Source organism: Streptomyces sp. CB00316, from assembly GCF_001905595.1.
Classification (GTDB): Bacteria; Actinomycetota; Actinomycetes; order Streptomycetales; family Streptomycetaceae; genus Streptomyces.
In genome coordinates this window covers 184645-196445 of record NZ_LIXI01000002.1, presented here as the reverse complement: position 1 = coordinate 196445, position 11801 = coordinate 184645, and the positions used below count along the sequence as shown (strand labels likewise).

The following is an 11801-nucleotide window of genomic DNA, read 5'->3' as shown; positions in this document are numbered from 1 at the left end:
GTCTCGTGGGCGTGAGCATCAGTGCGTACTGGGAGGCGACGGGCTGGCCTGGCGCTTCAGCCGGCACCAGGCACGGGTTCCGTGGGTACCGGTGCTCAAGGACCAGGCATCGGCCAGTGCGTCGACGATGACCAAGCCTCGTCCCGATTCGGCTTCCTCCTGGGGACCCGGGGGAGACGTAGGTGCCAGGTCAGGGCAGCCTCCGTCGGTGACGGTGATCTCGACCTCCAGGCCGTCGACGGCCGAGGTCTTGACGTCTACGCACAGGACCAGAGGTGGGTTTCCCGAGGCGAAGGCGTTCGTTGCGAGTTCCGACCCGATGAGTCGGGCGTCGTCGAGGAGATCAGTCTCGGTGCCGTGGAGTGCCACCGCGACGGCTTCCCGAGTAACCTCGGCCGCCCTCAGTCCGTACGGCAGATCCGTGATCAGCGTGGTCGTGCCGCCGCAGTCGGAGTGCTTGGGTGGTGGCGCTGAGCCCGGGCTCCCGGTGCCGCGCTCCAACACGCTGCCCGGACGGTCTCGGGAGGTGCTCGTGTGGTGTCTCAAGGCCCACCTCTTTCTCCGCCGGCGTCGAAGGCGGCGCCTTCCGTCGTGACTCAAGAACACCGGAGGAGGCCGGTCGGGCAGCACCCGATCAGTCGGTCAACTCGGTCAACTTCTTTGACAGGCAGGTGATTCGGCTGCGGTCTGCATCACCATGAGGAGGGCGGGGCGGCCGACAAACCGCTGGGGACGTGAGGTGGGCACACGTGGGGCAACAAGCAGGGGGACCCAACGCCGCGCTGTCGCGGTGCCTCGACGAACTCGGATGGAGCCCCAAGGCGCTCGCGCGAAAGCTCAACAGGGTGTTCGGAGCGGGGACCGTCGCCGAGTCGGCGCCGTACCACTGGAGGGACGGCGGCTCGCTGCCGCGTTCGCCGTTACCGATGATGGCTGCCTATGTGCTCTCCCAGGAACTGGGTAGAGCTGTCTCCGTAGCCGAACTGTGGCAGGGCCGCGCGGGTGACTCCTCGGCGCTCGTCCCGGCGGACACGGATCTCGCACGGCCCTGGACCGTGCAGGGCATGGAGGCGATCGTGGAGGACTGGGTGATGGGAGGGCTTGTCGACCGGCGTCGATTCCTCGCGATCTCAGGCGCGGGGCTTCTGGCGATCGTCGCCCAGTACCTCGACGGAACCGCGGGGCGAGGCCAGTACACGTCCCGGATGGCCCCGCCGCTCGGCGCTGATCCGCTCGTCGACCAGGTCGAGCAGCACTTGCCCATGCTCCAGCTGCTCGACGACGAGCATGGAGGTGCGAGACATCTCCCCTACGTCGGTGCCCAGTTCCGTGCTGTGGGGCTCTTGATTCACGAGGGCGGGCATCCGCCCGCTGTGGCGAGCAGGCTCATCCGCGCGCTGGCGGAGATCGGTCAGCTCGCCGGCTGGATGGCCTTCGACGCGGCAGATCACGGTCTGGCCCAGCGCTACTTCGCCACTGCCCTGCGAGCCGCACATCAGGTCAACGACCTGCCCCTGTGCGCGCACATTCTCGGCGACCTCTCCTTCCAGGCGGCGAGCCGGGGACATCCAGCGGATGCCATCGCCCTCGGCGAGGCAGCCCGCCGCGCCAGCGAAGCCGCTCCGCCTGCCGCCCGGGCATCCGTCCTTTCCCGGCTCGCCTACGCGTATGCGGCCGCCGGCCGTGACAACGACTTCGCCCACACCCGCGGCTCCGCGCGAGAACTGATCGCGGGTCGGGACGGCAGCCAGGAGGAGCCCCGCTGGATGTACTTCCTCACCGACAACCACCTCGACTGCCAAGCCGGCTATGGCCTCGTTCAGATGGGGCGCGCCCGGCAGAAGGAGGACGGCGGTAACAAGGGCCGTCGCTTTCTCGCTCAAGGGACCGAGATGCTCCGTTCCGGGGCGTACTACGTTCCGCGTGGTGACCCCAGCCAGCGCAGAGCCATGTTCGAAGGGGCCTGGCTGGCCTTGGGACACAGCGCCCACGGAGACCTGGAGGCGGCTTGCGAGATCGGCCAGATCGCCGCTGACCGCCTTGACGCCGTACGTTCGCCGAGGAGCGCGGCACTGCTCCACCAGCTTGCGGCGGACCTCCGCCGCCGCCAGCGCAACCCGCACGTCCGCAGCTTCCTGCCGGTCCTCGAAGACGCACTCGCCCGACATGCTCCGTCGACGCCACCCGGCCGTTAGGGTCGAGATCATGACCGCAGGGGAGCGCGTTGTCGTTGTCGGCGCTGGGGTGGCAGGGCTGACCTCCGCCGTTGTTCTCGCCGAGGCCGGGGTATCGGTGCACGTGATCGCCGAGCAGGTGCCCGGTGTCACCTCGCTGGCCGCCGGCGCGATGTGGGGCTCGTACCTGGTCGAGCCGAAGGACGAGGTCGACCGGTGGGGACAGCGGTCCCTGGAAGTCTTCCGGGAGTTGGCCCAGGACCAGGCCACAGGCGTCCGGCTCACCAGCGGCATCGAGGCATCCCGTACTGCCGAGGCCCCACCGGACTGGGCCACCACGCTGCCCGGGTTCCGACCGTGCGAGTCGACCGAACTGCCGGACGGGTTCACGGCCGGTTACCGGTTCACGGTGCCGCTGATCGACATGCCCGCCTATCTCGACTATCTCCTGCGACGGCTGCGAGCGGGCGGCGGAACGGTCGAGCAGCGACGTCTGACCTCGCTCGCGGACGTCGGCCCGGCCCCTCTGATCGTCAATTGCGCGGGCTTGGGCGCCCGTGACCTGGCCGTGGATTCAGACCTGCGGCCGATTCGTGGCCAGCACGTAGTCGTCGCCAACCCGGGGCTGACCGAGTTCTTCTCCGAGGACACCGGCACTTCGCCGGATCTGCTGTGCTTCTATCCGCATGGAGAGACCGTCGTCCTGGGCGGCACAGCCATCGACGACGAAGGCGACCTTGCCCCGGACGACACAGCGGCGGCCCGCATCCTCGCCCGATGCACCGAGGTCGAACCCCGCCTCGTCCTTGCCCGGGTTCTGGAGCACCGGATCGGTGCTCGGCCGACTCGTTCCGTTGTCCGCGTGGAGGCGGAGCGACAGGACGGAGTCCTGGTCGTACACAACTACGGGCATGGAGGCGCCGGCGTCACGCTGTCGTGGGGGTGCGCCGAGGTGACTCGAGAGCTGCTTTCCCTCAGCTGAGCGAGGGCTCTACTCGACACGTCTGTGATGAAAGTCCTGGCGTCCGTGAAGGGGGAACGTGATGACACAGAGCATGACGAAGGTATCGAGCGTCGCCGCAGCTGTAATCGTCCAAGAGGGACGAGTCCTCATGGTGCGCCGCCGGGTCGGGGAGGGCCAGCTCTCCTGGCAGTTCCCGGCCGGCAAGGTTGAGCCGGGTGAGTCGCGAGAGGACGCCGCTGTGCGGGAGGCCCGTGAGGAGACAGGACTGCACGTGGCTGCGGTGAAGTTGCTCGGTGAGCGGATTCACCCCATGACGGGCCGACTGATCTCCTATACGGCCTGTGAAGTGGAGGGTGGAGTCGCCCACGTCACGTCCACCGAGGAGGTAGCTGAGGTGGCTTGGGTAACCCACGGAGACATCCCGCAGTACGTGCCTTACGGCCTGTTCGAGCCGGTGCAGGAACACCTTGATGCAGTCCTGCCTTCCTGATCCCCCTCCGCGAGGCAGAGCCATGGATGCGCGGCGCTCGACCTTCCGATGCGCCCCTGCTGCCGCGTGCTGACCTCGTTCACAGAGTTCCACCACGCTTGTAGCCGACCCAGAGGTCAGTGCCCGAGCCTCCGTGGCGATGCGCGCCCCGACCCCATCGGTGTCGAAGAGCAACAGCCCGGCAGAACACATCCAGAGCAGCGGCGACCGGCGCTTGCGTACTTCGCGGTCTACGTACGAGTGCCACGTCGCTTCGGTGTGCACGAACATCTCCACCAGCCACTCACCGCTCCGGAAGCTCGACCGGTATGGGGCCGGGGATCCGTGGAGGATCACCACGATGTCGAGGTCCGACATCGGCGTGCGGCGGGCCGTCACGGCGCTGCCTCCCAGGAACGCAGCCTGAGCGGCAGGGTGGTATTCCTCTACAACGGCACGCGCGGCGGCGATCGCATCCATGCAGCAACTATCAGCATTCTGTCCACCGTGCGCACCGGGATTTCTTGAGGCACATGCAGTTCTATCTCCGGCGAGCGGCTGCCGATGCGTGGTGAAGTGCCCGTGCTCTTGGAAGGTCTGGCGTCTGCGCTCCGCTGGCAGTCTGCAGGGTATGGCGGAAGGCATTCGTCATCGACGTCATGACCGCGATAGTCGCGACTGGTTGGCCCGAGGCTGTGGGCCAGTGCCGATCGCGCCGCGCTTCCCGGATGGCCCGCATGTGCTGGCGATCCTGCTCCGCAGCATGCCACCGAGACCGTGCTACCAGGGGCCCGTCACTGCGTAGGCCGCCGAGATGAGCAGACATCGGGCCGCGAAGTCCCATCCCCACGTCATGTCGCCCACCCACGCCATAACGGAATCGCGTGCGGTGACAGTGCTGTTGGGCAGCTCAGGACGAGGGCGATCGCGGTCACACACCCTCCATGCACTGGCCGTCCTACAGGTGGTCGAGGGGTTCGGCGGCGTACGTGCCGTCGCCGAGCGGGGCATCGGTTAGTTCGAAGCGTTGGGGCAGGCTGCCGACCCGGCGGGTGACGACGCTGCCGGGAGCCCGGGTGGTCTCGTAGTGCAGGGGAGTGCCGTCGGCGCCGGCGGTTCCAAGCAGACTGAAGCGGCGCAGCACGCGGGGTGGTGTCGGGGTGGTCCGGCGACGCCGGTAGAGCCAGCTGGCTGCGGCAGCGAGAACGGTGACGACCAAGCCAACTGCAGTCGGGATCAGAAACTTGTCGAAAAGCGCGGACACGGCGGCATCACTCCTGCGAGGCGGGTAGGACCCGTCACTGCGACGGGCCGCGCCGAGGATGCGACAGGCGGGGGTTAGCCGCGCAACCCCCGATCATTTTGCGCCTCCGTTGCTGAAGTTGGGTGCGGTCGGCGGATCGTCGTACAGCGCCCTCGGTGCGTCAGCGTCGGCCGCCCAGCCTGGATGCACGGCGAACGCGGAGGGTGCCTCCTCGTCCCAAGAGGGCCGGGATGTGGTGGCGGCGTAGTGAGCTAGGGCGGAGCGGAAGACGGGTAGATTCTCACCGGACATCTCGTAGGCCGATGCCTGCCGCCATCCGTCCTGCGGGCCGCCGCCGTAAACGACTGTGACTGGCGCCTCGGTGCCTTCGGGCCACCAGCCGTGTTTGTAGCCGCGCTTGAGGGCGTAGGTCAGGGCCACGGTGGGGCCGCGCAGTCCGCGCGGGAATGCCTCGCGCAGCACGGCGGCCTCCAGATTGCCGTCGGACTCGACGACCAGGCGCACAAACTGGCGGGCGTCCTCATTGAGTGTGTTCAGGAAGACCATCGCCCGGTCGGCACCCCATGCGGTGTCGACGGACACGGCCAGTTCGTCTCGGTGCTCGGCGAGCAGGGCGAGGAGTTTGCGCTCGAACTCCTCGCTCGCGCCTTCAATGGTGAGCCGCACAAGAACCCCCTCAGCACTCTATGTCACCTCTATCGATCGCTATAGATAGTGTTACGGAGTGGGGCCTGGGTTGTCTATAGAGATGACGTAGCGGTCTATGGGGCGTCAGTACTTTGCCGGTGGGGGCGTGCCGGATTCGGCAGGGCTCGGTTCGATGGCAAGACGACTGGGTTCGATGTCACCGGACAAGTTCGCCGGGGGCAGACAGGAAAGAGTCGCGAAGGACTGGCCAGCGAGCGCAGACGGATGTCAACGTAGACGACCTTCCGGATTCCCAGGTCAGAGAGGTATTTGCCGTGATCTTCGCATCCACGAGCTCCGGTTTCTCCACCGCCGCCGAGGCCCTGAAAGTGCACACCTGGCAGCTTGGCCCGGGCCAGCCCACGCTCGTGATGGATCAGTTCTCTGCCGAGGATTTCCACATGGTTGTGGACGACCGCGCTGACGTCCACGTCAATTCGAAGGACGGGCGGTTCTACTTGGGCTGGTTTCCGCTCGGCCGTCCCGGGGGTGACGGCGAAGGCTGGAAGATCGCCGTCACCGGTACCACGAAGGTGCCTGGCTACAGCATCTCCTTCGACGCCGAGACGCCGGCCGACATCGTCGCCGTCGCTGTGACGCGCGTGCTGGAAACCGCCCATTCTCGGTAGGCAGGGCAGTCGGCGTCAGCCGACTCGGCTCCGCCTGGCTCATGGACGGGTGGCGATCCGAGCCCGCAGCCGACTGCCCGGAAGCAAGACGTTGTCAGTAGCCCCGCACCCTGCCCTTGGAGGCGCCCTGTATTCCAACCCTCGGCTCAACCCGCCCACCCCGAACCGGGGCGCTCTGCCTGCGTACTGGGTCCGTCCCCGGCACCTGGCCAGCGATGACGGATGTCTCTACGACGTCGTCGCGGACACTCTCGCCGGCTTCGGCTGGACGTGCCTGACAACCGTCTGCGGGCGGCGTGAGCTCGACGAGTCGCTGGAGGACCGCCAGGTCCTGCGCAGCACCGTCCTGTACATCAGTCCCGACGCCCGTCGGTGGGCTCAGTGGACGCTGTCGGACGAGCCGTTTCACCTCGGTGGGCTGCCGATCGCGTGGCAGATCTCTGCCCGCTCGGATGCGAGCAGGTCGCTCGCGGACTGGTCCGCCTACTTCACCTCCGGCATCCCCGGCGAGGCCATCGCCGACTTCCTTCTCGCGCTTGATGTATACGGTGATCCCACCGACGCGGCCGCCAGTCCCGAGACCGTTCTCGATGCGGCGTCCGCGCATGGTTGGCTCCGCGACGCCGACCAACCGCATGCGGCGGCGATGCATCCCACCTTCACCTCACGCCTCGGTCTTGGCGAGCTGCCACCGCTCATCCAGGATGCCGATCCCTGTGCCCTGATCGTCGAGGGCGATGTGCCAGGGGTGGCGGGCTGGCAGGCGTGGGCCGAGCTCGGCGCTGGCGCTCCGTGCTTGTGGGCTGCGTCGTTCAGTTCCAGCGTGCCGCACGGCCTCGTTGCCGCGTTCGCCTCCTCGCTCAGCTCCACCGCACCGGTTCTACGCCGGGTGTTGCCGGAGAGCTCACGGGACCGGCTCCTGTGTGCCCCTGCCTGCTGAGCAGTACTCCCGTGCGATGAAGCCGGGCCCCCGTTCGGGAGGGCGCTGCTGTCTTCGACCGCTGCGTCGAATTCTTCGGTGACGGCGCCCCATGCTCTGGCCCTCCGAGCGAGACGCCGCCCGATGGGGGCAGCCCCACCGGCCATCGCGTGGATGTCGTCAAGACTGCGCTGCGCGTCCGCGCCCTGCAGGTGAGGGCGCCACGCCCTCCATGTCTAGCGTTCCTGCCGGGAACTCAACTGCACGGTCCCCTGTGACTGATGCCAGTCGGCGTTACGCGATGCGGATCAGCTACCGGCACCGACAGTGACCGCGGGTAACGGTCACCGCCCCGCCCTTCAGCCTGCCACGAATCGCGGTGGCCGTGGTGCGCTGGGCTGACAGCAGGCACGCTCGCGCGGCCCCCGGCCTACAGGGTGCCAGGGGCGAGGGCGGCGGTGCTTTGAGCGCTCAGCGCGGCCATGTATGGGATCTTGCGGAGCAGCCGTTTGAGAGCCGGATTCCGAGATCGGCTCCCAAACGGCTCCCAAGATGCCCCCAGAAACGAGTCAGGGGCCTGATCCACTGAGTGGATCAGGCCCCTGACCTGCTATTTCAACTGTCGGGGTGGCGGGATTTGAACCCACGACCTCTTCGTCCCGAACGAAGCGCGCTGCCAAGCTGCGCTACACCCCGATGCCCACCGGTCTCCCGGCGACATCGATTACTTTAGCCCACCTGCGGCCGGAGGCGAAATCCGCTTTCTCCGGCCCCCGCCCCGGCCCCGCCCCTCAGTCCCGCCCCACCAGCGTCAGCAGCGTGGCCTCCGGCGGGCAGGCGAAGCGGACAGGGGTGTAGCGGTTGGTGCCGCAGCCCGCGGAGACGTGGAGGTAGGCGCGGTGGTCGCCTGCCGTGTGGGTGGACAGGCCCTTGACCCGGTCGGTGTCCAGGTCGCAGTTGGTGACCAGGGCCCCGTAGAAGGGGATGCACAGCTGGCCGCCGTGCGTGTGGCCCGCCAGGATCAGGGGGTAGCCGTCGGCCGTGAAGGCGTCCAGTGAGCGCAGGTACGGGGCGTGGACCACGCCGATCGAGAGGTCGGCGCCGCTGGTAGGGCCGCCCTGGACCTCGGCGTAGCGGTCGCGCTTGATGTGCGGGTCGTCCAGGCCCGTGAACGCGATCTCCGCGCCGTCCAACTTGAGCCGGCCCCGGGTGTTCGTCAGGTTCAGCCAGCCCGCCTCGTCGAAGGCGTCGCGCATCGGCTCCCACGGGTTGTGCACGACACCGACCGCGGGCTCGTTGCCGTTGAGGCCGTGCTTGCCCTGGACCTTCTCCAGGAGGTAGCGGCCCGGGTTGCGCAGCTTGGGCCCGTAGTAGTCGTTGGAGCCGAAGACGTACACCCCCGGGAACTCCATCAGCGGGCCGAGCGCGTCCAGCACCTCGGGCACGGCCTCCGGGTCGGAGAGGTTGTCGCCCGTGTTCACGACGAAGTCCGGGCGCAGGCCCGCCAGCGACTGGAGCCAGGCGCGCTTCTTGCGCTGGCCGCTCACCATGTGGATGTCGGACACCTGGAGGACGCGCAACGGACGTGCGCCGTGCGGGAGTACGGGAACGGTGACCCGCCGCAGGCGGAACGAGCGGGCCTCGAATCCGGCGGCGTAGGCGAGGCCGGCGGCACCGATCGCCGCACCGACTGCCGTGACTTTCAGGGGTACTCCGTAGCGTGCGCGCATCTGTCCATCGTCGCAGACACGGTGCCTGGAGCGGAAAACCGGAGGGCGGCGGGCACCCCGCACCTGTCACAATCACGGCATGACCACGCTCAAGTCCAAGCTCAAGGAAGACCTCCACACAGCCATGAAGGCGCGTGACGAGCTGACCTCGTCCACCCTTCGGCTCACCCTCACCGCGATCACCAAGGAAGAGGTCAGCGGCAAGTCGGCGCGCGAGCTCTCCGACGACGAGGTGCAGAAGGTGATCGCCAAGGAGGCGAAGAAGCGCCGCGAGGCGGCCGAGGCGTTCGCCCAGGGCGGCCGGACCGAGCAGGCGGAGCGGGAGAAGGCGGAGGGCGAGCTGCTGGACGGTTACCTCCCCAAGCAGCTCACCGACGACGAGCTGAACGCTGTCGTGGCGTCCGCCGTCGAGGAGGCGAAGGCCGCCGGAGCCGAGGGGCCGCGCGCCATGGGCGCCGTCATGAAGATCGTCAACCCCAAGGTGGCGGGCCTCGCCGAGGGCGGCCGGGTCGCCGCTGTGGTGAAGAAGCTCCTCGCGGGCTGAGCCCCGTACAGACGTACGGACGTACGGACGTACAGAGCGGGCTGAGCCCCGTACGGAGGAAAAAAGCGGGCTGAGCCCCCTGCGGATGTAGAAAAGGGTGGGGCGCCCCGGTCCGATCATCGGCCGGGGCGCCCCACCCTCATGTATGTCCGCCGTATCAGGGGCCGGACCTGCCGCCGCCCCGCTGGTCGTCATCGCCGCCGCCGCCGATCAGGCCGGGCGGGAGCTGGTTGCCGGGCCGGTCGCGGCCGGGCCTGCCGTCCTCGTCGCCGCCGCGGTCACCGTCGCGGTCGCCGTCGCGGTCGCCGTCCTCCTTCTCCTCCTTGGCCTTCGCCCGGGGGACGGAGACGTGGTTGAACGCCGGAGTCTCGGAGGCGTTGAGCGCGCCGGTCATGGCGATCCGCCAGATCGGTCCGGGGAGGCAGCCGCCGCAGACCTTGTCGTAGTACTGGCCGCCGATGGTGACGTTGAACATCGAGCTCTTGTCGCCGATGTCGTCACCGACCCACACCGCGGTGGAGAGGTTCGGCGTGTACCCGACGAACCAGGCGTCCTTGCGGTCGTTCGTCGTACCGGTCTTGCCCGCGTTGTCCCGGTCGCTCAGCCCGGCCTGCGTACCGGTGCCGTCCTCGACGACGCCCTTGAGCATCTGGTTGATGGTGTCCGCTGTGTTCTCGCTCATCGCCCGCGAGCACTTCGACTGCGGGACCTTGAGCTTCCTGCCGTTCGGGTCGGTGATCGACTCGATGGCGATCGGCGTGCAGTACGTGCCCCGGTTGGCGAACGCGGCGTACGCGCCGGCCATGGAGAGCGGGGTGCTCACCTCACCGCCGAGGGTGATCGAGGGGTACTCGCCGATCTTCTTGCCGTCACCGCGCTCGTAACCGACCTTCTTCGCCATCTCCACGGTCTCGCAGAGGCCGGCCTTCTGCTCCAGCAGCGCGAAGTAGGTGTTGATGGACTTGCCGAGCGCGCTGGTCATGTCCCAGGAGCCCTTCTCGGACTCCAGCTCGTTCTGCAGGGGCCAGTCCGCGTAGCCCGCCGGGGAGCCGGTGCAGTTCCGGAAGTCCTGTTCCTTCAGGGTCATCTTCCAGTCCGTCGAGAACGACGTCGCCGGGGTGATGCCCTTCTCCAGCGCCGCCGCCGCGGTGAACGGCTTGAACGTGGAGCCGACCTGGAAGCCGTACGTGCTGCCGCCCATCTTGTTGCTGACGGCGAGGTTGAGCACGGTCTCGTTCTGCTTCTGGTCCAGGCCGTACGGGCGGGACTGGCCCATGGAGAGGATCTTGCCGCTGCCCGGCTGCACCTGCACCACGGCGGCCGCGAACTTGTCGTCCTTGTTGACCTTCGCGGTCGCGGCCTCGTTGGCGGCCCGCTGGGCGCGCGGGTCGAGTGTGGTCCTGATGGTGAGCCCGCCGAGGTTCCAGAGCTTGGAGCGCTCCTCCTCGGTCTTCCCGAACGCCGGGTCGGTCAGGATCGTCTTGCGCACGTAGTCGCAGAAGAACCCGGAGCCGCTGACGGCCGTGATGCAGCCGTTCTGCGGCTTGCGGACCTTCAGCTTGATCGGGGTCTCCATGGCCTTGTCGGCCTCGGCCTGGGTGATGGCGCGGGTGGCGGCCATCCGGGCGAGCACGGTGTTACGTCGCTTGGTGGCCTCCTCCGTGTCGTTGACCGGGTCGTAGCGGGTCGGCGACTGGACGATGCCGGCGAGCAGCGCGGCCTCCTCCACCTTCAGGTCCTTGGCGTGCTTGGAGAAGTACCGCTGGGACGCGGCCTCGACGCCGTACGCCTGCTGGCCGAAGAACGTGATGTTGAGGTAGTTCTCCAGGATCTTCTTCTTGCCGAGCTCTTCCTCGACCTGGATCGCGTACTTCAGCTCACGGACCTTGCGGCCGAGCGTCTGCTGGGTGGCCTGCGCGACCTTCTCCTGGTCGTCGCCCGCCTCCTCGACGAACACGTTCTTCACGTACTGCTGGGTGAGGGTCGACGCGCCCTGCGCGGTCCCGCCCGTCTGTACGTTGCGGTTCATCGCGCGCAGGATGCCCTTGAGGTCGACCGCCCCGTGCTCGTAGAAGCGGGAGTCCTCGATCGCGATGATCGCGTCCTGCATGTACGGGGAGATGTCCTTGAGCGGGACCACCGTGCGGTCGCGCGAGTAGACCGTCGCGATCGCCCCGCCGTCGCGGTCCAGGATCGTGGTCCGCTGGCTGAGCGGCGGAGTCTTCAGGTTGGAGGGGATCTCGTCGAACCCTTCGACCGTCCCCTTGGCGGCGAGCCCCAACGCTCCGGCTGCGGGCAGCGCGATGCCTGCCAGGACAGCTCCGGAGAGTGCGGCGACACCGAGGAACTTGGCGGCCTGCTGGGTCGTGGTGAGACCCCCGCCCGAGCGCTTCTTTGGCATGAGGGCAGCCTAATCCGTAG

The 11801-nt window shown here is 68.1% G+C and carries 12 protein-coding genes, 1 tRNA gene and 1 pseudogene; 7 read left to right on the top strand and 7 right to left on the bottom strand.

Going from position 1 to position 11801, the window contains the following annotated elements:
- Positions 1-18: 18 nt before the first annotated feature.
- A complete protein-coding gene (locus AMK21_RS05035; RefSeq protein ID WP_234421864.1) occupies positions 19-369 on the bottom strand; it encodes an ATP-binding protein in 351 nt (116 codons plus the stop codon).
- A 380-nt stretch (positions 370-749) separates the two neighbouring features.
- Here AMK21_RS05035 and AMK21_RS05030 point away from each other — a divergent pair, with 380 nt between their 5' ends.
- The 3 genes from AMK21_RS05030 (at position 750) to AMK21_RS05020 (ending at position 3628) form a co-directional block, all read left to right on the top strand.
- Complete coding sequence (locus AMK21_RS05030; protein ID WP_073875570.1) at positions 750-2195, top strand: carph-isopro domain-containing protein; 1446 nt, start codon at positions 750-752, stop codon at positions 2193-2195.
- A 10-nt stretch (positions 2196-2205) separates the two neighbouring features.
- Positions 2206-3156, top strand: coding sequence for an FAD-dependent oxidoreductase (locus AMK21_RS05025; RefSeq protein ID WP_073875568.1), 951 nt, complete (start codon positions 2206-2208; stop codon positions 3154-3156).
- Positions 3157-3217: 61 nt separating this feature from the next.
- On the top strand, positions 3218-3628 hold the full coding sequence (locus AMK21_RS05020; protein ID WP_073874599.1) for an NUDIX hydrolase: 411 nt from the start codon (positions 3218-3220) through the stop codon (positions 3626-3628).
- A 93-nt stretch (positions 3629-3721) separates the two neighbouring features.
- Here the strand turns inward: AMK21_RS05020 and AMK21_RS35755 are convergent.
- A pseudogene (locus AMK21_RS35755) lies at positions 3722-3985 on the bottom strand (nucleotidyltransferase domain-containing protein); the annotation flags it as partial.
- On the opposite strand from AMK21_RS35755, the gene AMK21_RS35290 reads away from it, so the two are divergent.
- Positions 3953-4135 (top strand): hypothetical protein, encoded by a 183-nt coding sequence (locus tag AMK21_RS35290; RefSeq protein ID WP_199863109.1) that lies wholly within the window; start codon positions 3953-3955, stop codon positions 4133-4135. The pseudogene AMK21_RS35755 and the gene AMK21_RS35290 overlap by 33 nt on opposite strands.
- 430 nt (positions 4136-4565) lie before the next feature.
- Here the strand turns inward: AMK21_RS35290 and AMK21_RS05010 are convergent, their stop codons facing one another.
- Together AMK21_RS05010 and AMK21_RS05005 are read right to left on the bottom strand one after the other, a co-directional pair.
- Positions 4566-4826 carry a hypothetical protein gene (locus tag AMK21_RS05010; protein ID WP_234421831.1) on the bottom strand — a complete coding sequence of 87 codons (261 nt, stop codon included), beginning with the start codon at positions 4824-4826 and terminating at the stop codon, positions 4566-4568.
- A gap of 138 nt (positions 4827-4964) precedes the next feature.
- Complete coding sequence (locus AMK21_RS05005) at positions 4965-5537, bottom strand: hypothetical protein (protein ID WP_073874595.1); 573 nt, start codon at positions 5535-5537, stop codon at positions 4965-4967.
- Positions 5538-5833: 296 nt separating this feature from the next.
- On the opposite strand from AMK21_RS05005, the gene AMK21_RS05000 reads away from it, so the two are divergent.
- Both AMK21_RS05000 and AMK21_RS04995 read left to right on the top strand, forming a co-directional pair.
- The gene (locus tag AMK21_RS05000; protein WP_073874593.1) at positions 5834-6187 is read left to right on the top strand and encodes a DUF317 domain-containing protein; all 354 of its coding nucleotides are present in this window, start codon (positions 5834-5836) and stop codon (positions 6185-6187) included.
- A 127-nt stretch (positions 6188-6314) separates the two neighbouring features.
- Positions 6315-7127, top strand: coding sequence for a DUF317 domain-containing protein (locus tag AMK21_RS04995; RefSeq protein ID WP_073875566.1), 813 nt, complete (start codon positions 6315-6317; stop codon positions 7125-7127).
- A 601-nt stretch (positions 7128-7728) separates the two neighbouring features.
- Here the strand turns inward: AMK21_RS04995 and AMK21_RS04990 are convergent.
- Positions 7729-7802, bottom strand: a tRNA-Pro gene (locus tag AMK21_RS04990).
- A 95-nt stretch (positions 7803-7897) separates the two neighbouring features.
- Entirely contained in the window at positions 7898-8836 is a 939-nt protein-coding gene (locus AMK21_RS04985) for a metallophosphoesterase (RefSeq protein WP_073874591.1), read from the bottom strand.
- A gap of 79 nt (positions 8837-8915) precedes the next feature.
- Between AMK21_RS04985 and AMK21_RS04980 the strand changes: the two genes are divergently transcribed.
- Entirely contained in the window at positions 8916-9380 is a 465-nt protein-coding gene (locus AMK21_RS04980; protein ID WP_073874589.1) for a GatB/YqeY domain-containing protein, read from the top strand.
- 157 nt (positions 9381-9537) lie between these two features.
- Here the strand turns inward: AMK21_RS04980 and AMK21_RS04975 are convergent, their stop codons facing one another.
- A complete protein-coding gene (locus tag AMK21_RS04975) occupies positions 9538-11781 on the bottom strand; it encodes a transglycosylase domain-containing protein (protein ID WP_073874587.1) in 2244 nt (747 codons plus the stop codon).
- Positions 11782-11801: the final 20 nt, after the last annotated feature.